The following is a 19,452-nucleotide window of genomic DNA, read 5'->3' as shown; positions in this document are numbered from 1 at the left end:
GGGCGCCTCAGGCGGGGCGTCGCGCCGCGATCAGCCGGATGCCGAGCGCCGCGTCCTGCCACGCGGTGCGCACATGCCCCAGCCCGGAAGCCGCCAGCGCGCCCTCGACCTCGCCGTCCTCCGGAATCCGCCCGCCTGCGAGCGCGAGGTCCAGGCGCGCCGCCGCGGCCCCCAGCGGGCGTTTGGGCGGCAGCGGACACGGCAGGACGAGCCAGCCGCCGGGCAGCAGCGCCGTCGCGGTCGCGGCGACGGCCGCCCGCAGCTCGGCGCCGGGCAGCCAGGCGAGCGCGAGCCGGTCGTCCACAGCGAAGCCCGCCTCCGTGCCGTTCATGGCGTCGTCGACCCGGACCCGCACTTCTCCACCGCCCACGGCCACCGGCTCCGGCTCCAGCGCGAGCACCGGCACAAACGGGATATGACGCGCCAGCTCGACGGCCGCCCGCCCGCCGTCCCCGGCCGCGCAGCCCACCTGAGCCCCGGGCCGGTCCAGCAGCTCCGGCAACCCCTCCAGCCTCCCCAGCAGGGAGTTGACCAGGACGTCCGCCAGCGCCGCCGCCTCCCCACCGCATCCGGTCAGCGACTCCCGCCCCGCGCCCGGCTTTCCGTCCCGCAGCCGGACCCCGCCGTCCAGCGCGCGCCGCAGCCGCGCCGCGAACGCCGAGGCGCGCGGGCCGCCGATCAGCACCCGCTCCAGCCCCTCGTCGGCGGCGTAGCGGCCCTCACCGCCCTCGCCGTCCCGGCGCGCGACCGAGGCGGCCACCAGGACCTCCAGCAGCCCCTCGGCGAGGGCCGGTGGCAGTTCCCCGGACTGGGCCGCGGTGAGCGAGTCGATGCCGATCTCGCCCAGCGGCCGGTCGCCCGGCAGCCGCCGGCCGTCGAGGCCGAGCAGCTCTCCGATCAACGAGGGCAGCCAGGCGCCGGCGGACCTGGCGGTGCCGTCGCGGTGTTCGGTGGTGATCGCGTCCTCCTAAGGTCGGCCCGGCGCCGGCCCCCGGTGCTGCGGCGCGAGCCGCAGCGGCACGAGGGAGAACGCCCGGTCGTCGTCGTCAAGGTCGGTCAGCCGGCGCACCAGCCGCTCCTCGGCCTCCCGGTCCGGCCCGACCGGGAAGCCCAGCCGCTCGACCACGCGGCGCAGCGCGGCCGAGAGCCAGGCCCGGTCGGCGGCCAGGCCGCCGAGCGCCTCACGGCGCCACAGCCAGGTGTGCAGACAGCAGGCGCCCGCGTGCACCAGACAAGTGCCGGCGGGCCGCCTCGTACGCCTCGGAGTCGCGCGCCGTGCCGAGCGCGCGCAGCGTCTCCCGCGTCTCGTCCCGCACCTTCAGCAGGGTGTGCCCGAGCGGGGACAGCTCCTGGTCGTCGCCCAGCGCCGCCACCGCCTCGTCGAGGAGGTCGACCACCTCGTCGGCGGCGCCGTAGGTGAGCGCCGGGCGCTGGTCCCGGGGCGCCACCGGCGGCACCGGCTCGCCGAACCCGAACAGGTGTACTGGAGCAGGGCCAGCCGGTCCGGCCGGATCTCCGGCAGGGAACCCACGTCTGCCGGGTCTGCCGGGTCGGTCAGGTCGGTCGCGATCAGCCGGGGGGTGCGGCCGGCGAGCGCCGTGGTGAGCCACTCGGCCAGCAGCGGGGCGAGGTCCGAGGTGGTCAGGACGGTGTCCGAGCCGGTGTCCTCGACGATGGCGGCGAGCCGCGGCATCGTACGCGCCGGCCGGGCCGGGTCGGGCGGGAAGGCGGGTACCGCGGGAACCCCGGCGTAGAAGCAGCCGAACAGCCCCGCGAGGTAGTCCAGGCCGGGCGCGAAGGGCAGCAGCGCGGGGTCGGGCCGCCCGCCGGTGGCGGCCGTCAGCCCGGCCGCGACGGCCCGTGCCCGGGTGTCGAGATCGGCGTAGGTGATCTCGGCGGCCGACTCGTCGGCCTCGACGAACCGGTAGGCGAGGGCGTCTGGCGAGCTCGCCGCACGTTCACGCAGCAGCCGCGCGAAGCTTCCGGCCCCGCGCCCCTGTGGACCGGCCAACTGAGCCGTCACCCCCCGTGGTGGACACGGCGAGCAAGTGTTACAGCGACATTGACGGTTGGTCAACGATCTTAGGACGAAGGGACGGGTGCCAGTCCGTGTGCGATCCCGCACCTAATTGGCGAATTGCTGAGATTTCGCCGTCCCAGTACATCCGGTATTTCGGAGATGCCCTCGGTTTGTTCGGTTCGGTTTGGCATCAACTTGCCTGCTTCTCCGATCGCTTGATCGCTGGAAGCCGAAGGCCAGTACGCTTCTGATCCATGGTGACGCCAGAGGTAGAGCCTTACATCCGGAAGAAATTCGCAGAGAACGCGGGGCTTACGGAAGAGCAGCTGTTCGTGGCCGATGCGACATTGACCGATTTGATCGCCCTCAGCCCGCGAATGACCAACAGCATCGACCTCATGGAAGCGTTTGCGCGCACCGCGAACGCATTACGCAAGGACTACGGTGTGCGGGTACGGCTCCCGGCGCTTCCTCTCGATACCCCGATAACGACCGTACTGAAGACCTTCCTTGACGAATTCGAGCGTCAGCAAAAGGAGACGGTCGCATGAGCATCGCGGAGACCGATCGCACCTCGGCCCCGGCCGTCCGCCGTGCGGCCGCCCCCACCGGGCCGCCCGCCATCATCACCGACCTCTATGACGCGCTGACCAAGCGCGGCATGTCCCTGGTCGACGTCACCTGGGAGCAGCAGCGGCTGCACGAGTCCCGGCGGTGGAGCGTCGTGGACATGCTGGAGGCCGTGGACCTGGACAGCCTCACCCCGCTCGACCGCAACCTGGTCTGGAACGCGGGCCGGGCCGAGCTGACCACCAAGCCGGGCGCGGACCGCCTCGAGCGCCAGTCGGAGGCCGAGGTCCGGCGCTGGCAGGACAAGAACCCCACGATCGCCTCGATCATGGAGGCGTGCGGCACCTGGAGCCGCTACTGGAACGAAGAGGAAGCCCACCACGAGACGGTCTTCAACCGGTTGGCCGACCTCAGTGGGATGGAGCCGATCTCGGACGAGACCTTCATCCAGTTCCGCCAGGTCTTCCCCGACGACGACATGCTCCGCACCCTGGTGCTGCTCGCCATCTCGGAGATCACGGCCGCGGTCAACTACGGCCAGTGCCAGCACGTCATCGAGGACCCGGGGCTGCGCCGTATCTTCAAGCAGGTCGCCGCCGACGAGATTCAGCACCGCAACTACTTCGTCTCCTTCGCCAAGGCGCTGGTGGACAGCGGCGAATACCCGGCCAAGGACGCGTTCGCGGTGGCCCACCTCTTCCTCCGTGAGGACGGTGAGCTACAGGGGAGCGCCCGGACCCAACTGGAACAGCGCGGGTCGCATGTGAACTGGTGGGACCAGCTCGAAGTGGGCGACAACGACTTCCGCCCCGAGGCGCTGGAGAAGAAGGAGCAGCTGATCTGCGGCGCTCTGAAGAAGATCACCGGGATCGAGGTCCATTCCCGTGAAGAGGTCGAGGACACGTGGATGTATCTCGTCGGGAGCTGATCGGTCTGGGGCACGACCTCCAGCTGATCAGTGAACTGGAGGTCGCTTCCTCGCTCCGCGAACCCGATGTCTTCTTCACCCGCGGAGAACTGCGCCACTTCGAATCGAAGGTCTCTCCTCTGGAGAGCATGGCGGGGGCGTTCGCGGCCAAAGAAGCTCTTTTCAAAGCAATTCCGGCGGCCGCTGAAACCTGGTTCTGGACCGATGCCGAGCTGGTCCACGACCTCCATGGCGCACCGCGGTTCCAGACCCATGGAGCGCTGGCGGGCCATCTGGCCCGGTACCGGCTGTGGGTGAGCGTTTCGCTTTCGCACAGCGGCGGCTTTGTCTCCGCCGTGGTCATGGTGACCGGCGGGACCTCGGCACTGACACGTTTCTTCGATACGACCAATCGGGCGGTACGACGTGTTTTTCGGCGAATCCCGGCTGACCCTGCCGGTACGCCCCAATGACCTCGATGCGCTGGGGCATGTGAACAACGCGGTCGCGCTCGAATACCTGGAGGCCGGGCGGTGGGACTGGCTCGGCCGCCAGGGCCTGGTGCACGGCGATCGCATGATCGCGGTGGTGGCCCGCACCGAGATCGACTACCTGGCGGAGATCCCGCGCGGCCGGATCGAGGTGTGTACCTCCCTCGAGTCGCCGTCCGCGGAGGAGTTCGACGAGGACGACCTCACCTTCCGGGCGCGGTTCCGGCAGCGCGTCCACCTCCCGGAGGTGGCGCGCCCCGCGGTGGACGCCCTGATCACCGTGGCCTTCCTGGACGCCGCCCAGCGGTGCCTGGTCTCGATGCAGGACTTTCTCGCGGCCTCCGCCGTCTCGAACTGAACCGGCAGGAATGGAGAGCGCGATGAGCACGGCAGCTGATCCGGCCCGTGAGCCGGCGGAGACCGAACGCTGGGTGCCGACCTCCGACGGCCATGAACTGCACCTCAGGCAGGTGCGACCGGGGACCGGCGACGGGGGAACGCCCGGCGTGCTGTTCCTGCCGGGCCTGTTCTCGGACGGCGGCTTCTTCCTCGGCAGATCGGGGGAGGGGCCCGCGAAGGCGTTTCTGGACGAGGGCTTCACCGCGTATGTGGCCTCGCTGCGCGGCCACGGCCCCAGCCGCTGGCCCGAGCGGCGCGCCTACGACTGGAACTTCGACACCTATGTGCGCCACGACGTGCCGGATCTGGTCCGGGCGGTGTCGGCCACCCACGACGGGCCGCTGTTCGTCCTGGCCCACAGCATGGTCGGCTATGCGGCCCTGGCCGCGCTCGGTGTCGACCCCGATCTACAGAAGCGACTCGCCGGAGTGGCCACCGTCTCCTCCGCGGTCAACGACTACAGCGATGGCGGACTGTCCAAACGGGCCCAGCTGACCTTCTCCTCGGTGATCTCCCGGCTGGTCGGGCGGTTCCCCGCGCGCGCACTCAAGCAGGGCCGCTGGGACGAACCGCCCGGGCTGATGAGGCAGTTCGCCGCCTGGGCCCCGTCCGGCGCCTTCCGCAGCGCCGACGGAGCGACGGACTACTGGCAGGCCCTCGGCCAGGTGACGCTGCCGGTGCTGGTCGGGATCGGCGCGGGCGACTCCTTCCACGCGTCCCCCGCCCGGGCCCGGAAGCTCGCCGACCACCTGGGCGGCGGCGCCGAGTTCACCGTATTCGGGCGGGAGACCGGGCTCAGCTGGGACCCCGGCCATGTCGATGTGCTTCGCGGCGCCCGCGCCCAGGAGCAGGTGCTGCCCCGGCTGGTGGCCTGGATGCGCGGGATCACGTCACCCGGCGACGCCACCGACGACACGACCAAGGAGTAGGAGAGGCGCGGTGCTCGAGCACATTCAGCGCAACCAGGAGAGCCCGCCCGAACGGGGCCTGTACCTGTACGACAAGTTCATCGACCCGCCCGAGTTCATCAGTTACCGGGACTTCCCCGAGCAGGTCGCCGCGTACGCCGACCACTTCCGCGACCAGGGGATCGAGCCGGGGACGCGGGTGCTGTTCCCCTTCGAGACCTCCAGCGCGGTGATCTTCGCCTTCCTGGGCCTCATGGAGCTCGGCGCCGTCCCGCTGTCGGTCAAGCCGCTGGTCCTGGACACGCCCAGGGACTCCTATCTGGACTTCCTGGGCCGGGTCGCGCGGGACTACGAGGCGGCCCGCGTGCTGGAGGTCCCGACCCTGGCCACGCTCGACCTGCCCGTCCCCGGCCTGCCGCTGCCGCCGGCCGGGATCCGCAAGCCGGGCGCCCGGCTGCGCACCCCCGCCGCCGACGAGCTGGCGTTCGTCCAGTTCTCGTCCGGGTCGACGTCCTTCCCCAAGGGGGTCCCGGTCCGGCAGGACATGCTCCGCGCCAACCTGACCATGATCACCCGCACGGACGACCGGAAGCCCGAGGAGCGGGTCAGCAGCTGGCTGCCGCTCTACCACGACATGGGCCTGGTTGGCGGCTTACTGTCCTGCCTCGCCGTGGGGTGCGATCTGCTGCTCGCCGAGCCGATCACGTTCCTGTTCGACGCCCGTGGCTGGTGGGAGCACATGGCCCGGGAGGGCGCCGCGGGCACGGTGATCCCGAACTTCGCGGTCGACTACTCGCTCAAGCTGATGCAGGACCTCGACGCCGAGGAGCTCGCCGAGATCGACCTGTCCCGGGTGCGGTCGATCTACCTGGGCAGCGAACCCATCAACCTGCCCAACCTCGACGCCTTCCTGGACCTGATGGCCCCGGCGGGGCTGCGGCGCGATGTGTTCATGCCCTGCTACGGCATGGCGGAGGCCGTGCTGCTGGTCTCCAGCCGCCCGGTGAGCAGCGAGATCCGGGTCGTCTCCACCCCTGCGGGGGTGCCGGCCATCTCGGTGGGCCGGCCGATGCCGGAGTACACGGTGCGGCTGCGCGACGAACAGGGCCGGGTGTGCGAGGACGGCCAACTCGGCGAGATCGAGCTGACCGGCGGCAGCCTGGCCGACTCCTACCTCGACAAACAGGCCCCGCTGACGGGGGACGACGGCTACTACGCCACCGGCGACATCGGATTCCTCGACGACGGCGAGCTGTTCGTCACCGGCCGGATCAGCGACCGGATCAAGGTGGGCGGCCAGAGCTACTTCGCCGCGGACTTCGAGCAGGCGCTGGAGCAGCTGGAGTTCGTACGCGACGGCCGCACCGCCGTACTTCAGACCGGCCCGGACATCGTCGTCCTGACCGAGGTGGACCGCTCGGCGCGCGAGGACATCGAGGGCAGCCGCGCGAAGATCGTCGACCATCTGGTGCGGAGGGTCGGGGTGACGGTGCGGGCCTCGGACGTGCACTACGTACGCCCCGGCCAGCTGGAGCGCACCAGCAGCGGCAAGCTCCGGCGGCGCGCGATCGCGGAGGCGTATGAGCAGGGGCGCCTGAAGGGGTTGACCTTCGACCTGCCCGCGGGCGCGTAGTCGCGACCGGGTGGACCTGTACGGCTCCGCCGCGCCGGGCCCCGCCCCAGACCCCCGTCCGGGGGCGGAGCCCAAGCCGCGCGGCGGAGCCGCATATTGATGACCCGGGGCTACTTCGCCCCGAGCACCAGGGCCAACGGCGACTTCTCGCCGGAGTCCGTCGAGGGTTTCGAGGCGCTGTTGTTCCCGATGTAGAGCCGTCCGCCGGCGTAGATGACCTGATGGTGCAGCGACACGCTCTCGATGAACGCGGTCTCCTCGGGGTTCTGCATCAGCTTCTTCTTCTCGTACGACTTGGTGTCGACGCGCCAGACCGCGCTGCCCTGGCTGAGCGTGGCCTCCTGGTAGGCGATGAGGGAGCCGTCCTTGTCGAGACTGACCGGCACCAGCGGGCCGCCCTCGGCGCCGTCGGCCTTGGCGGCCACCTTGCCGGTCTTCAGGTCGATGGCGACGATTTCGTTGGACGGGCCCGACTCGGCGCTCGCACGGTAGTCCGTGCCCAGGTAGAGCGTGTTGGCCGACTTGTTGACGACGATCTCCGCGCAGCCCCCGACGCTGGTCGCCTCGCAGTCGGCCTCGTACTTGCCGCCCTGCATGCCGAACTTGCTCAGCAGCTTGCCCTCTTTGCCGCTGTCGTCGACCGCCAGGAAGTCGGAGACCCCCGACCCCGACGAGCCGCCCGCGTTGACCCCGAGGACCAGCGGGTCCGTGGACACCACATGGACGTACTTGATGCCCGTGGTGACCTTGTACGAGGACTTCACCGCCCGCGTCTTCGGGTCCACCGTCTGGACCTCGAGCTGCGGGCTCCCGGACACCTCGCACTCGCGCACCGCGATCAGCTTCGGCCCCTCGCCGACATAGCCGTTGTCCGAGCAGTCCTCGTCATCGTTCGGCATCCACAGCGGCTTGCCGTCGATCGACCAGGCCGCGCCGCCGCTGATGCCGCCCGCTGCGACGGTGTCGCCACCGATGGACACCTCGTCGAACATGATCGGCCTGTCGGAGGCCCATTCGCCGGTCTCCCTGCCCTGCTTCGTCCAGAGCAGCTTGCCCTTCTTCAGGTCCACCAGGCCGATCTGGGTGCAGACCGGGTTGTCCGTTGAGTCGTCCTGGAACAGGACCGCGGTCAGGCCCGCCTCGGTGACCTGCGGCGATGCCCAGCAGAGCTCGCCCTTGAGCGGGATCTCCCACGAGGCGGAGCCCCCGGCGAGCGGATAGCCGACGATCTTGTTGACGTCCGACTTGACCCAGTTCTTGTCGGTCACCCACATGCCGGGGGTGTTGACCAACTCGTCGACCTTCGGCATCGGGATCTTGTTCAGCAACTGCGCCTCGACGGCCGCCCCGTCCGCCGAGGTGCCGCCCTTCCCGCCCCCGCCGTCTCCGGAGTCCTTGCCCACGGCGAGCCAGACACCGCCGGCGACCAGCGCGATCGCCACCACCGCGCCGACGATGACCCCGATGGGCGACTTCGACTGCTGCCGCCGACGGCTCGCCCGGCCCCCGCCGGGCGGCGGGCCGGGCGGCGGGCCGGGCAGGGGCCCTTGCTGCGGCATGTGCGGCATGTGCGGCATCTGTGGCTGCTGCATGAGTGGCTGCTGCGGCATCTGCGGTGGGGCCGGAGGCCCCGGGGGGCCCGGCGGCGGATAGCCGTATCCGGGCGGCGGGGGCGGCTGGGACATCCCAGTTCTCCTTCTCGCAGGGGTGGTCGCACGGGTCGCACGAATATGTGGACCGGCAATGTGAAGCGGCAGCGAGAAGGATTTCTATCAAACACGCGCCATTTATGCACGCCGCGGGTCCGGATACCCGGAAAACCGCAGTTCACGCGATTACTGATCTAAATTCCAGTGGAAATAATCCGTGGATTATTTTCCGAATTCCGCCTGCCGGGGGCCGAGCACCGTCCGCACATAGTCCTCGACCGCCGCCTCGAGTCCCACGTCCCGGCCCGTCTGCTCGCACAGCAGCCAGCGGTGTTCGAGCAGTTCGTGGTAGATCTGCGCGGTATCGGTGGAACCTCGCAGCTCCAGGGGCACGGCCCGCACGGTGGGCCGGAAGACGTCGCGGACCCAGCGGTGCGCGAGAACCTCCGGGCGCGCGCCGAGCGGATCGCCCGGAGCGTAGTCGTCCTGCGAGACCATCCAGGTCTCCAGGTCGTTGAGAAGGCTACGGGCCTGATTCTCCTCCGCGTCGAGACCGGTCAGCCGCAGCAATTGCCGCTGATGATGTCCGGCGTCCACGACTTTCGGCAGAAAAGTGACCGTATCCCCGTCTGGCGAGCTCTGGATCTGCATTTCCGCGACATCGAAACCGAGATCGTTCAGCCGCCGCACCCGCCGGTCGATGTAGTGCCGCTTGGTCAGCGGATAGACCGACTCACGGGTCAGCTCGTGCCACAGCTCGTCGTACCGCTCGACGATGGCGCGGCCGAAGAGCACCGGATCCACCGAGGGGTGCAGCGACCCGCCCGCCTCCAGGTCCATCAGCTCGCCCGCGATGTTCACCCGCGCGACCTCCAGGTCATAGCTGCGCTGCCCGCCCGACAGTCGCGGATGGAGCTGCCCGGTCTCCGCATCCACCAGATACGCGGCGTACGCGCCCGCGTCCCGCCGGAACAGGGTGTTGGACAGCGAGCAGTCGCCCCAGGCGAAGCCGCTCAGATGCAGCCGCACCAGCAGCACGGCGAGCGCGTCCAGCAGCCGCTTGATGGTGCCGGGCCGCATTGTCGTCTCGAACATCGACCGGTACGGCAGCGAGCCCACCAGATGGCGGGTGATCAGCGCGGGCTCCAGCGGCTCCCCACCTTCATCGGTCCGCCCCGTCACCACCGCGACCGCGTCCACGGCGGGCACGGCCAGCCGGTCCAGGTCCCGCAGCAGCCCGTACTCCCGCACGGCCGCCCACTCGCCGACCTCCTTGACCGCGACCACCTCCCCGCCCGCCCGCGCGAACCGCACCACATGGCGCGAGATACCGCGTGGCAGCGCGACCAGATGCTCGTCCGGCCACTGCTCCAGTGGGACGCTCCACGGCAGGTCCAGGAGGGCGGCCGGGTGCTCGGGGGAGGTCGCGGTGATTTTGAGGTCCATGGGAAACCAGTGACACACCAGCGCGCCGGAGTCCAGGGTCCGGCGCCCAGCAGCGACGGGCATCACACCTGGCCGGGGGCCATTGTCGGACCCTGGCCCTACGGTTCTCACAACGCCGTCCACACCGGAGGGGCCATGACCTTCGCCGCCCGTCTCGTCACCACGCTCGCCGCGCCCCTGGACCTGGCCGCGGCGGACGCCCCGGCCCCGCAGATCGGGCCGGAGGCCCGGCTGGTCGTGCAGCGTGGCGATGCCGAGGTGGTGGCCTACGACCTCGATGAGTGCGCCGCCGGGGGCGAGGCCGCGAAGGTCCGCTTCCCGGCGCCCTGGCCGCGCCGCTTCGGCACCGTCACCGTCTCCCCGCGCCTGGACCTCGCCGTCTTCGCCGGGGTGCACGCGCTGCGCGCCGTGGACACGGTGGGCGTGGTGCGGTGGGAGGTCCGGCACGGCTGCTGGGACGGGAGCTGCCGCGAGCTGCACACGTCGTTCGACGCATACCCCGAGTCCCACGGTCATCTGTACGCCGACAGCGGCTCGGCGGCCGTCGCGGCCGACGGCAAGCTGGTCTGGGCCCATATCCGCGGCCCGCTCGCTTCGGACGCCGACCCCGATCCGGCCGCGCTCGACGAATGGCTGGTGCTCGACGCCGCGGACGGCAAGGTGCTGGCCCGGGTGGACGCGCAGACCGCGGCCGCCGGATCGGACCATGTGCCCCACCCCGACCCCGGGCAGATGGGCCTGAGCGTCGGCGAGGGCCAGGACGGGGTGCCGCTGCTGTGGGGCCGCTGGGACGGCCGGACGCTCACCGTGGACCGGCTGGGCGGCGACGACTGGGTGCTGCTGGCGGTCAGCCCGTCCGGCGACCGCTTTCTGACGGTCACGCACTACCAGGAGACGCTCGCCGTGCACCGCGCCGCCGACGGTTCGGTCCTCGCCGGGGCGGACGCCGCGACCGCCGTGCCCCGCCACCCCGAGATGCCCCCGGACAGCGACGAGGAAGAGCCGTACTGGGACTACTACGCCGGCTTCCTGGACGAGGACACCGTCATCGCGGCCACGGCCGGGAGCGACGAGGAGTTCGGCGCCGAGCGCCACTGGCTGCTGGACGCGGCGCGGATGGGAGTGGCCGGGCAGATCGACTACCCGTTCCCCATATCCGGCTGGCCCACGGCGCTGGGCGACGGCACCTGGCTGACCCGCTCCGAGGCCGGGGACGCCCTGCACCTGTGGACCCGGTGAGCCGGCTCAGCTCAGGGTGTCGAGCCAGCGGGTGAGGCGGCCCCCCTCGCGGGTCATGATCTCCGGGTCGCGCAGGGTGTTGGCGAGCAGGGACATGCCCTGGTAGGCGCTTACGAGCGTGAGTGCCAGGCCCTCGGGGTCGGCCATGCCCAGCTCGCGGTACTGCCGCTCCGCCCAGTCCAGCAGCTGCCGGATGACATGGCCCGCCACCAGGTCGAGGCCGCCTTCGGCGCGTTTGCCGATCTCGCTGGCGAGGGTGCCGGTGGGGCAGCCGTAGCGGGCCGCGGTGTCGCGCTGCCCGACCCACGCGGCCACCAGCCCCTTGAGGCGTTCGCGCGGGTCGGGGAGCTGGTCGAGCTGGTCGGTGAGGGCCTTCAGATGGGAGACATGCTCGGCGAGGGCTGCCTCGACCAGCTCGTCCTTGGTTTTGAAGTAGTAGTACACATTGCCCGCGGGGACATCGGCGGCGCGGGCGATATCGGCGATGGTCGTGCGCTCCAGCCCCTGCTCGTGCAGGACTCGGGCCGCTGCGGCCGTCAGTCGCTGCCGCTTGCCGACGGCCTTCTGCCGACGAGGTGGCGCATCCGCTGAGTCAGTCACCCGACTAACTATAGACAACCGGTGGTCGGACTGTGCTAGCGTCGTCCGCGACGGGTTAGTCAGTCAACTAACTAACTCGACGGCCAACCTCTGGAACAGGGAGAACAACATGATCGTGGTGACCGGTGCGACCGGAAATGTCGGGCGGGCGCTGGTGCGGACGCTCACCGAGGCCCAGGTGCCGGTGACGGCCGTGTCCCGGCACATCACCGACGCCGACGCGGCCCCGGAGGTGCGGGCGGTGGCCGCCGACCTGGCCGAACCGGCCGGTCTGCGGGACGCGTTCGAGGGAGCGGAGGCGCTGTTCCTGCTGGTGGCGGGGGAGGACCCGCAGGGCATCCTGGGCGTGGCGAAGGCCGCCGGGATCCGCCGCGTGGTGCTGCTGTCCTCGCAGGGCGCGGGGACCCGCCCTGAGGCGTACGGGCACCCGCGCCTGTTCGAGGCGGCCGTACGGGAGTCGGGGCTGGACTGGACGGTTCTGCGCTCGGGCGGAATGGACGGCAACGCCTTCGCCTGGGCCGAGTCGATCCGCACGCGGCGGGAGGCCGCGGCGCCGTTCGGCGATGTGGGCCTGCCCTTCATCGACCCCGACGACGTGGCCGCGGTCGCCGCCGCCGTCCTGCACGACCAGGCCCCCCACCAGGGCGCCACCTACACCCTCACCGGCCCCGCCCCCACCACCCCGCGCGAGCGGGCAGCGGCGATCGCGGCCGCGCTGGGCGAGCCGGTGCGCTTCACCGAACAGACCCGCGAGGAGGCCCATGAGCAGATGGCGCGGTTCATGCCGCTGCCCGTGGTCGAGGGCACCCTGGCCATCCTGGGTGAGCCGACCGAGGACGAGCGGCAGGTGAGCCACGACGCCGAACACATCCTGGGCCGGGCGCCGGGCACCTTCGCAGCCTGGGCCGAACGCAACGTCGCGGCCTTCCGGTGAGGGTGCCGACGACAGCGTCGGCCGAGGACTTCCTCGCCGAGTCGCACATAGCGACCCTGACCACCTTGCGCCCCGACGGCTCGCCCCACGTGGTCGCGGTGCGCTTCACCTGGGACGCCCGGGCGAGCCTCGCCCGCGTCCTGACCGTCGACACGACGCGCAAGGCCAGGAACCTCACCGCCGTGCCGGGCGGGCGCGCGGCGCTCTGCCAGGCGGTGGGGTTCCGGTGGGTGACGCTCGAAGGTTCCGCCACCGTGCACGACGCACCCGATCGGGTGGCCGAGGGCGTTCGCCGCTACACCGCGCGCTACAGGACGCCGCCGCCCGCCCCGCCCGGCCGCGTGGTCATCGAGATCGCGGTCGACCGCTTCACACGCCTCAACCTCCACTAAACGGACCGGATAAGGGAACCGAACATGCCCGTCCTCCACATCCACGACTCGACCATCCACTACCAGGAGTCCGGCACCGGCGTGCCGATCGTCTTTCTGCACGGCAACCCGACCTCCTCCTACCTGTGGCGCCACGTCATGCCGGCCGTAGGAGCCGGACGGCTGCTGGCCCCCGACCTGATCGGCATGGGCGAGTCGGGCAAGCCCGATATCGACTACACCTTCGCCGACCACGCCCACTACCTGGACGCCTGGTTCGACGCGCTCGACCTTCAGGACGTGGTGCTCGTCGGGCACGACTGGGGCGGCGCGCTGGCCTTCGACTGGGCCGCGCGCCATCCGGACCGGGTGCGCGGCATCGCGTTCACCGAGACCATCGTCAAGCCGATGGCCTGGGAGGAGTTTCCCGAGGGCGGCCGGGAGCTGTTCCGGGCGATCAAGACCGACGGCGTCGGCGAGGCGATGATCCTCGACGAGAACGCCTTCATCGAGCAGGCCCTGCCCGGCACCGTCGCCACCCCCCTCAGCCAGGGCGACCTCGACGTCTACCGCAAGCCCTACCCCACCCGGGAGAGCCGGCTGCCGCTCCTGCGCTGGCCGCGCTCGATGCCGCTGGGCGGTGAGCCCGCCGATGTCGTGGCCAGGATCGAGGCGTACGACCGGTGGCTGGCGGCCAGCCCCGACGTGCCCAAGCTCCTGCTGACGTTCGCGCCCGGGCCGGGGGCCATGATGCAGGCGGACACCATCGCGTGGTGCGCGGAGAACATCGCCGCCCTGGAGATCGAACACTCCGAGGCCGTCGCCGGGCATCACACCCCCGAGGACCAGCCCGTACTGATCGCGGAGGCCGTTTCGGCCTGGGCGGACCGACACGGCCTCCGCCTCCCGTGAACCCGGTTCCGGTCCGTGAGCGCGGCGGCGCCTGAGGGGACCGGCTCTGCCGCGCGGACCCGGCTCAGCCCAGCGGACGCGGGCTGGGCCACCGCTGGCCGGCGGCCCACTCCGCGAAGGAGGTCCAGGCGACGTCCGGGAATTCGGCGCGCAGCGCGGCGATGTCCACGGCATAGCCGGTCTCGGTGAGGAACGTGAACATGGCCCCCATGTCCTCGCTCGCCCGCCGCACCAGGTCCAGCGGCACATGGCGGTACGCCACCGGCCCGCCCGCCGCCTCGGCGATCGCCTCGGCCATCTGCCGGGGCGTGGGCGCGTCGCCCGCGACCTCCACCCGCCGTCCGATCCACCGCTCGGGGTCGGCGATCACCGCGGCCACCACCGCGCCCAGGTCGCGGCGGGCGATCTGCTGGAGCGGAGTGTCACCGGGGATCGCGAGCGACAGCAAGCCCTGGCCGATCTCGTCCAGGCCGCCCAGGGCGTTCTCGAAGAAGTACGTCGGCGCGACCACGGTCGCCGGCAGGCCCGCCTCCGCCAGCGTCTGTTCGATCCGCGCCTTGCTCTCGAAGTGGGGAATGCCGGTGGAGCGGTCCGCGGAGGCCACCGAGGCCAGCACCAGATGCGCCAGCCCCGCCCGGCCGGCGGCCTCGACGATCGCCTGCCCCTGCCGCACCTCCGCGTCCGTGCCCGACTCGAACGGCGTGGTCACCGCGTACGCCGCCGACACACCCTCGAACGCCGCCGTCAGGGACGCGGCGTCGGACAGGTCGCCGGGGAACACCTCCACCCCCTGCTCGGCGAGCCGGCGCGCCCGCGGCGCCGCGGCGTCACGTACCACGGCCCGTACGCTCTGCCCGGACGCCAGCAACGCCTGTGCCACCGCGCCGCCCTGTCCACCGGTGGCTCCCAGCACTGTGATCATGCGTACTCCGTAGAACGGCCGAGACCGCCGGCCTCGGAACTCGATGGGCGCGCTCGTGCCCCGTGCGCCCCATGGTTGTACACGATCATGGTCGGCTCAGGTTCGGTGGCACCCGGTCACCGTGTCGCAGGATGGCGCGGAGGGCGGCGCGGGCCACGGACTGGCTGCGCGGGCGGCGCTCGGCGTCGTCACGGGACAGCGCGAGGCGGCTACCATGGGCGGACGAGGACGGCGCCGACCTTGCCGGGCCGCACCGCGTGCTCCACGGCGCCGGTCAGCTCGCCGAGGCCGTACACAGCGGCCACGTCGAACTGGTCCGTGAGCCCCAGCGCGATCTGCTTCGCGGTGGCGACGTCGGACGCCCGCCGCTCGGCGGAGGCCTCGGACAGCCACCAGCCGATGACGTTCTTGCCCCGCAGCGTCAGCGACTTGCTCAGCAGGGTCGAGGCGTGCACCGAGATCGGCTCCTCGGCGATCTGCCCGTAACTGACCAGCTTTCCGCCCGGCGCCAGCAGATCCAGAAGGCTCTCCGCCGGCTTCCCGCCGATCGGGTCGAAGGCCACACTCACCGGACGGCCGCCGACCACCTTGCGTACCTCGTCGGTCCAGCCCGGGTGCTCCGTCGACACGACCGGCACGTCCGGGAACCGTTCGCGCAGCACGGCGGCGCCGCGGTCGCTGCGGACGACATTGACGAGTGGCAGGTTGTGGAACCGGCACACGCCCGTCACCAGCCGCCCGACCGACGAGCCCGCGGCGGTCTGCACCAGGAAGCCGTCGTATCCAAAGGCCAGGTGCTCCTGCGCCTCACGGCGCAGCATCACCGTGGTGAGCGGGTTCACCATCATCTGCGCGGCGACCTCGTCCGACAGCTCGTCCGGTACGGCGACGACCACCTCGGCATCGGCCACGATCCACCGGGCCCACGCCCCCGGATGGAGGAAGACCGTGACCCGGCCGCCGACCTCGACACCCGGTGCCACGCGCGTGCCCGGGCCGATCGCCTCCACCACACCGGTGGCCTCCACACCGGCCGGAACCGGCTGCGCGGCCGTCCCCGGGTAGGCCTCGATGGCCTGGAGATCGCCCGGGTGCACCGTGAAGGCCGTGGTGCGGATGAGGACCTGGCCGCGCTCGGGTGCCGTCGGATCGGGCTCCTCGACGACGGTCAGGACCTCGGCGGGCGGCCCGCCGCGGGTGTGGACGACACGACGGTTCATGATGAGCGCTCCGCGGTTCTCGGCCGTCGGCCGCCCACGGCGACCGGTTCGCCGCTCATGGGCCGGTGACCAGGTCGGCGTGCGTCCGGACGAAGTCGGCCACGTCGGCAGGGGGCCGTCCGGTGACCCGCTGCACACCGTCCGCCTTGCGGTCGTACCGGTTCTCCGCATGGAGCCTGGCCATGGTGGTGATGTGCTGGAAGACGTGGTCGGGCAGGTCCAGCGGCCTGAGATCGTGATCGATCCACTCCTCCAGGGGGACGTCGCGGTAGCCGACCGGCCGGCCCAGGCACGCGGACACCTCCTCCGCCATGGCGGAGATGCCCTCCGAACGGGGGCCGGTCAGCTCGTAGATCCGCCCGATGTGCGGAGCGGGGTCGGCCAGGATCTCCTCCACGACCGCGGCGACGTCGTCGGCCGCCACCGGGGAGGTCTTCGCCTGGCCGAAGGGCAGCCTGATGGTGCCCGTCTTCGCGATCGAGGAGAAGCCGACGCGGAAGAGCGGGTTCTCCATGAACACGGTGGGCCTGATCTCGACCACGGGCAGGCCCGACCAGTCGAGGGCCTGCTCGACCAGCCACTGCTGCCGGTGCTGGTCCGACTCGGAGGTATGGGTGAGGTCCATCTCGGAGACGGTCAGCTGCGACATGTTCACGAGCACCTCCAGGCGCCCGTACACGCGCGCGGCGACCGCCGTCGTCAGGGCCGCCTCCAGGTACTGCGCCGACACGCCCATGCCGAAGTACATCCGCCCGCAGCCCTCCAGGGCGCTCTCGACCTCGCCCGCCCGCGTCAGGTCCATGACCACGACCTCGGCGCCGGTCGCCCGCAGCGCCTGCGCGCGGTCGTCCTCGCGACGCACCGCGGCCCGGACGGGCAGGCCCCGTCTCCGGAGGCCCTCGACGACCGAACGTCCGACGGCGCCGACACGGCCCGCGGCGCCGGTCACCAGGATGGGCAGCGCGCGCGCTCCCGGAGGTCGGTCCATAGCAGCACCGTGCGACGCACACGGCCCGGCCGCAACCGGAACCCTTGCGCCCCGGCGGCGACGGCGGGGACGATGTCGCGGCTCCATGGGCAATTCCGTCGAACCGGGGGTCTTCCCTTGGCAGCCGTCACCACGTCGACGTCCACGTCGACGTCCACGTCGACGTCCACGCCGTCCGGACACGCCGCCGACGCCATGGCGGTGTGTCCTACCTCGAGCGCATGAGTTGCACGAGAACCTCTGCCTCGCTGTGCTCGATGTCCTTCGTCGCGGTCAGCAACGTCACAGGGCCGGTCCGGGCCTCGTCACGCAGATGACGGAATGCCTCGGCCCGGTCCGGTTCCGTCAGTTCGGTCTTGTAGCGGCGCTTGAACTCGGCGAATTTGGCGGGCTGATGGCCGTACCAACGGCGCAGCTCATCGGATGGCGCCACCGCCTTGAGCCACTCGTCCAGATGGGCCTTTTCTTTGGACAGGCCGCGAGGCCACAGCCGGTCCACCAGTACGCGCCTGCCGTCGGACCGTTCGGCCTCTTCATAAACGCGGCGCGAGCGCACCTCCTGCATGGCACCGTCATCCCTTCTCGAGTCCCCGACGTCCGCACCGACGGCTGACTCGGCCCGCCATGCGATGCGGTCCTCCTACGATTATTACCTTCAGCCACTCGGATTTGCTCCGGGCCGGTTCAGTGCTCGCCCGGGCTGCGGCGCAACGGTCTGTTGCGGGCGAGGCGAGGACTCCCAAAACCCTTCGCACCCGCTCGCCTCGCCCGGTACGGTCTCGACCGGCAGTTCCCACGCTGAGAGTAGGTTTCGTCAATGGCATGTCGTATCAGTGAGCTCGTGCTCGGTTGCCGCGACCCCGAGGCGCTGGCGCGGTTCTGGTGCGAGGTCCTGGACTTCGTGGTGCTCGATCGCGAAGAGGACGGCAGCCTCGAGATCGGGCCGCGCGAAGGGTTCGGCGGCCCGCAGCCGACGATCATCCTCAGCCGCAGGGACGAGCCGGAGCCGGGGAAGTCCCGGCTGCACATCGACGTCAACGCCACCGACCGCGATCAGGACGCCGAGCTCGAACGCCTCCTGAAGCTCGGGGCGCGCCCGGCCGACATCGGCCAGACCGGCGAGGAGCAGTGGCACGTTCTTGCCGACCCTGAGGGCAATGAGTTCTGCCTGCTCAAGGCCCGCCTCAACCCGCTCTGACGGTTCTGTGTCCCCGGTGCGGTCCTAGCAGCCCGACCGACCGGCCAACCCGGCCGGTCGGGCCGGTCAGCCGGTCAGGGGGCCGTCGGGGTGCGGAAGTAGTGGCCCTTGTCGAGGTCGTCGACGAGCCCGGGGTGGGTGGGCCGCCACCCCAGCAACTCGCGGGTCAGCGCGCTCGAGGCCGGGCCGTCGGACGCGAGGAAGCCGGCCAGCCACGTGAAGTGCTCGGCCGAGTCCTCGGGGGAGACGGAGGCGACGGGGATGCCGAGATGGCGTCCGATCACTTCGGCGATGTCGCGGATCGGCACGCCCTCCTCGGCGGTCGCATGCAGCACCGATCCCGCCGGGGCCTTCTCGACCGCAAGGCGGATGACGCGCGCCGCGTCGAACCGGTGCACCGCGGGCCAGCGGTTGGTGCCGTCGCCGATGTAGCCGGAGACGCCGCGGGCGCGGGCGATGCCGACCAGCGCCGCCATGAAGCCGTTGTCGCCGTCGCCGTGCACCGTCGGGGCGAGCCGCACGACCGATGAGCGGATGTCGCGGGACGCGAAGGACAGCGTCAGCTGTGCGTTGGCGTGCCGCCCGGCGCCCAGGGAGGCCGGGTCGTCGGAAGTGCCGTCCGCTTCGGTGGCCACGCGCCCAGGTGCGAGCCCGAGTGTCCCGGCGGCGATGACCAACGGTCGCCCGGAACCCGCGAGCGCGTCGCCAAATGTCTCGATGGCGCGGCGATCCGCCTCGGTGGCGTCCTGGAAGCCTCCCGAGAAGGCGAGGTCGTGCTTGAAGGCGAGGTGGATCACGCCATCCGAGGCGGCAGCCGCGCTCCGCAGGCCGTCGAGGTCGTCGAGGGTGCCGCGCCGCACCTCCGCCCCGGCCGCGGTGAGCGCGGCGGCCGAGTCGTCCGAGCGGGCGAGCCCGACGACCTGATGGCCTGCGCCGATCAGTTCGGGAACAACGGCGGAGCCGATCCAGCCGGAAGCGCCGGTGACGAAAACACGCATGAGAAAACCTCCGCTAAGCCGGCCGTCCCTGCCGCACGGCATGACGC

22 protein-coding genes are annotated in these 19,452 nt (G+C 71.3%); 11 read left to right on the top strand and 11 right to left on the bottom strand.

All coding sequences use genetic code 11. The features are described 5' to 3' along the window. Window positions 1–7: 7 nt before the first annotated feature. The 3 genes from ACZ4WQ_RS04925 to ACZ4WQ_RS04915 form a co-directional block, all read right to left on the bottom strand. Window positions 8–901 carry a hypothetical protein gene (locus tag ACZ4WQ_RS04925; RefSeq protein WP_398369433.1) on the bottom strand — a complete coding sequence of 298 codons (894 nt, stop codon included), beginning with the start codon at window positions 899–901 and terminating at the stop codon, window positions 8–10. 66 nt (window positions 902–967) lie between these two features. Further along, window positions 968–1,228: a hypothetical protein gene (locus tag ACZ4WQ_RS04920; protein ID WP_398369435.1), complete on the bottom strand. Its 261-nt coding sequence runs from the start codon at window positions 1,226–1,228 to the stop codon at window positions 968–970. Window positions 1,229–1,318: 90 nt separating this feature from the next. Further along, the gene (locus tag ACZ4WQ_RS04915) at window positions 1,319–2,011 is read right to left on the bottom strand and encodes an AMP-binding protein (protein ID WP_398369437.1); all 693 of its coding nucleotides are present in this window, start codon (window positions 2,009–2,011) and stop codon (window positions 1,319–1,321) included. Between the two features lie 263 nt (window positions 2,012–2,274). Here ACZ4WQ_RS04915 and ACZ4WQ_RS04910 point away from each other — a divergent pair, with 263 nt between their 5' ends. From ACZ4WQ_RS04910 to ACZ4WQ_RS04885, 6 genes are read left to right on the top strand one after another with little or no spacing between them, the layout of a single operon-like run. After that, the gene (locus ACZ4WQ_RS04910) at window positions 2,275–2,571 is read left to right on the top strand and encodes a hypothetical protein (RefSeq protein ID WP_311722521.1); all 297 of its coding nucleotides are present in this window, start codon (window positions 2,275–2,277) and stop codon (window positions 2,569–2,571) included. Continuing rightward, window positions 2,568–3,518, top strand: a complete 951-nt coding sequence (locus ACZ4WQ_RS04905) for an acyl-ACP desaturase (RefSeq protein WP_398369439.1) — start codon at window positions 2,568–2,570, stop codon at window positions 3,516–3,518. The genes ACZ4WQ_RS04910 and ACZ4WQ_RS04905 overlap by 4 nt, the downstream gene beginning before the upstream one ends. Further along, window positions 3,494–3,970 (top strand): holo-ACP synthase, encoded by a 477-nt coding sequence (locus tag ACZ4WQ_RS04900; protein WP_398369441.1) that lies wholly within the window; start codon window positions 3,494–3,496, stop codon window positions 3,968–3,970. The genes ACZ4WQ_RS04905 and ACZ4WQ_RS04900 overlap by 25 nt, the downstream gene beginning before the upstream one ends. Beyond that, window positions 3,924–4,346, top strand: coding sequence for an acyl-CoA thioesterase (locus ACZ4WQ_RS04895; RefSeq protein WP_468022063.1), 423 nt, complete (start codon window positions 3,924–3,926; stop codon window positions 4,344–4,346). Before ACZ4WQ_RS04900 ends, ACZ4WQ_RS04895 begins: the two co-directional genes overlap by 47 nt. A gap of 22 nt (window positions 4,347–4,368) precedes the next feature. Next, complete coding sequence (locus tag ACZ4WQ_RS04890; protein WP_361182624.1) at window positions 4,369–5,316, top strand: alpha/beta fold hydrolase; 948 nt, start codon at window positions 4,369–4,371, stop codon at window positions 5,314–5,316. Between the two features lie 10 nt (window positions 5,317–5,326). Beyond that, the gene (locus ACZ4WQ_RS04885) at window positions 5,327–6,928 is read left to right on the top strand and encodes an AMP-binding protein (protein ID WP_468022062.1); all 1,602 of its coding nucleotides are present in this window, start codon (window positions 5,327–5,329) and stop codon (window positions 6,926–6,928) included. Window positions 6,929–7,038: 110 nt separating this feature from the next. Here the strand turns inward: ACZ4WQ_RS04885 and ACZ4WQ_RS04880 are convergent, their stop codons facing one another. Then, entirely contained in the window at window positions 7,039–8,613 is a 1,575-nt protein-coding gene (locus ACZ4WQ_RS04880) for a hypothetical protein (RefSeq protein ID WP_398369447.1), read from the bottom strand. 186 nt (window positions 8,614–8,799) lie between these two features. Next, window positions 8,800–10,023 (bottom strand): DUF4032 domain-containing protein, encoded by a 1,224-nt coding sequence (locus ACZ4WQ_RS04875; RefSeq protein WP_358845202.1) that lies wholly within the window; start codon window positions 10,021–10,023, stop codon window positions 8,800–8,802. Between the two features lie 135 nt (window positions 10,024–10,158). Here ACZ4WQ_RS04875 and ACZ4WQ_RS04870 point away from each other — a divergent pair, with 135 nt between their 5' ends. Next, window positions 10,159–11,262, top strand: a complete 1,104-nt coding sequence (locus tag ACZ4WQ_RS04870; protein WP_398369449.1) for a hypothetical protein — start codon at window positions 10,159–10,161, stop codon at window positions 11,260–11,262. A gap of 6 nt (window positions 11,263–11,268) precedes the next feature. Here the strand turns inward: ACZ4WQ_RS04870 and ACZ4WQ_RS04865 are convergent, their stop codons facing one another. Beyond that, entirely contained in the window at window positions 11,269–11,862 is a 594-nt protein-coding gene (locus ACZ4WQ_RS04865) for a TetR/AcrR family transcriptional regulator (RefSeq protein ID WP_398369451.1), read from the bottom strand. A 109-nt stretch (window positions 11,863–11,971) separates the two neighbouring features. Here ACZ4WQ_RS04865 and ACZ4WQ_RS04860 point away from each other — a divergent pair, with 109 nt between their 5' ends. Genes ACZ4WQ_RS04860 through ACZ4WQ_RS04850 form a run of 3 tightly spaced genes read left to right on the top strand, consistent with a single transcriptional unit; the run spans window position 11,972 to window position 14,079 of the window. Then, window positions 11,972–12,796, top strand: a complete 825-nt coding sequence (locus ACZ4WQ_RS04860; RefSeq protein ID WP_398369453.1) for an SDR family oxidoreductase — start codon at window positions 11,972–11,974, stop codon at window positions 12,794–12,796. A gap of 2 nt (window positions 12,797–12,798) precedes the next feature. Next, window positions 12,799–13,188: a pyridoxamine 5'-phosphate oxidase family protein gene (locus ACZ4WQ_RS04855; RefSeq protein WP_311722532.1), complete on the top strand. Its 390-nt coding sequence runs from the start codon at window positions 12,799–12,801 to the stop codon at window positions 13,186–13,188. Between the two features lie 24 nt (window positions 13,189–13,212). Beyond that, window positions 13,213–14,079, top strand: a complete 867-nt coding sequence (locus tag ACZ4WQ_RS04850) for a haloalkane dehalogenase (protein WP_385341343.1) — start codon at window positions 13,213–13,215, stop codon at window positions 14,077–14,079. 64 nt (window positions 14,080–14,143) lie between these two features. Here the strand turns inward: ACZ4WQ_RS04850 and ACZ4WQ_RS04845 are convergent, their stop codons facing one another. The 4 genes from ACZ4WQ_RS04845 to ACZ4WQ_RS04830 form a co-directional block, all read right to left on the bottom strand. Continuing rightward, window positions 14,144–15,001, bottom strand: coding sequence for an NmrA/HSCARG family protein (locus ACZ4WQ_RS04845; RefSeq protein WP_361182609.1), 858 nt, complete (start codon window positions 14,999–15,001; stop codon window positions 14,144–14,146). 209 nt (window positions 15,002–15,210) lie between these two features. Then, the gene (locus ACZ4WQ_RS04840) at window positions 15,211–16,221 is read right to left on the bottom strand and encodes a zinc-binding dehydrogenase (protein WP_398369456.1); all 1,011 of its coding nucleotides are present in this window, start codon (window positions 16,219–16,221) and stop codon (window positions 15,211–15,213) included. A 55-nt stretch (window positions 16,222–16,276) separates the two neighbouring features. Next, a complete protein-coding gene (locus tag ACZ4WQ_RS04835; protein WP_398369458.1) occupies window positions 16,277–17,209 on the bottom strand; it encodes an NmrA family NAD(P)-binding protein in 933 nt (310 codons plus the stop codon). A gap of 208 nt (window positions 17,210–17,417) precedes the next feature. Further along, the gene (locus ACZ4WQ_RS04830; RefSeq protein WP_311722537.1) at window positions 17,418–17,774 is read right to left on the bottom strand and encodes a DUF488 domain-containing protein; all 357 of its coding nucleotides are present in this window, start codon (window positions 17,772–17,774) and stop codon (window positions 17,418–17,420) included. Window positions 17,775–18,026: 252 nt separating this feature from the next. On the opposite strand from ACZ4WQ_RS04830, the gene ACZ4WQ_RS04825 reads away from it, so the two are divergent. Continuing rightward, window positions 18,027–18,407 carry a VOC family protein gene (locus ACZ4WQ_RS04825; protein WP_311722538.1) on the top strand — a complete coding sequence of 127 codons (381 nt, stop codon included), beginning with the start codon at window positions 18,027–18,029 and terminating at the stop codon, window positions 18,405–18,407. Window positions 18,408–18,481: 74 nt separating this feature from the next. Here ACZ4WQ_RS04825 and ACZ4WQ_RS04820 read toward each other — a convergent pair whose 3' ends face one another. Next, window positions 18,482–19,405 (bottom strand): SDR family oxidoreductase, encoded by a 924-nt coding sequence (locus ACZ4WQ_RS04820; RefSeq protein ID WP_398369461.1) that lies wholly within the window; start codon window positions 19,403–19,405, stop codon window positions 18,482–18,484. Between the last annotated feature and the right edge of the window lie 47 nt (window positions 19,406–19,452).

It is taken from the genome of Streptomyces sp. NPDC028305 (assembly GCF_055569495.1).
This window is presented reverse-complemented; position numbering and strand designations above follow the sequence as displayed.

Coding starts and splice junctions, on each gene's coding strand:
- ACZ4WQ_RS04890 (WP_361182624.1), top strand. CDS start 4,369: ATGAGCACGGCAGCTGATCCGGCCCGTGAGCCGGCGGAGACCGAACGC.
- ACZ4WQ_RS04830 (WP_311722537.1), bottom strand. CDS start 17,774: ATGCAGGAGGTGCGCTCGCGCCGCGTTTATGAAGAGGCCGAACGGTCC.
- ACZ4WQ_RS04870 (WP_398369449.1), top strand. CDS start 10,159: ATGACCTTCGCCGCCCGTCTCGTCACCACGCTCGCCGCGCCCCTGGAC.
- ACZ4WQ_RS04850 (WP_385341343.1), top strand. CDS start 13,213: ATGCCCGTCCTCCACATCCACGACTCGACCATCCACTACCAGGAGTCC.
- ACZ4WQ_RS04910 (WP_311722521.1), top strand. CDS start 2,275: ATGGTGACGCCAGAGGTAGAGCCTTACATCCGGAAGAAATTCGCAGAG.
- ACZ4WQ_RS04860 (WP_398369453.1), top strand. CDS start 11,972: ATGATCGTGGTGACCGGTGCGACCGGAAATGTCGGGCGGGCGCTGGTG.
- ACZ4WQ_RS04840 (WP_398369456.1), bottom strand. CDS start 16,221: ATGAACCGTCGTGTCGTCCACACCCGCGGCGGGCCGCCCGCCGAGGTC.
- ACZ4WQ_RS04875 (WP_358845202.1), bottom strand. CDS start 10,023: ATGGACCTCAAAATCACCGCGACCTCCCCCGAGCACCCGGCCGCCCTC.
- ACZ4WQ_RS04820 (WP_398369461.1), bottom strand. CDS start 19,405: ATGCGTGTTTTCGTCACCGGCGCTTCCGGCTGGATCGGCTCCGCCGTT.
- ACZ4WQ_RS04825 (WP_311722538.1), top strand. CDS start 18,027: ATGGCATGTCGTATCAGTGAGCTCGTGCTCGGTTGCCGCGACCCCGAG.
- ACZ4WQ_RS04880 (WP_398369447.1), bottom strand. CDS start 8,613: ATGTCCCAGCCGCCCCCGCCGCCCGGATACGGCTATCCGCCGCCGGGC.
- ACZ4WQ_RS04845 (WP_361182609.1), bottom strand. CDS start 15,001: ATGATCACAGTGCTGGGAGCCACCGGTGGACAGGGCGGCGCGGTGGCA.
- ACZ4WQ_RS04905 (WP_398369439.1), top strand. CDS start 2,568: ATGAGCATCGCGGAGACCGATCGCACCTCGGCCCCGGCCGTCCGCCGT.
- ACZ4WQ_RS04835 (WP_398369458.1), bottom strand. CDS start 17,209: ATGGACCGACCTCCGGGAGCGCGCGCGCTGCCCATCCTGGTGACCGGC.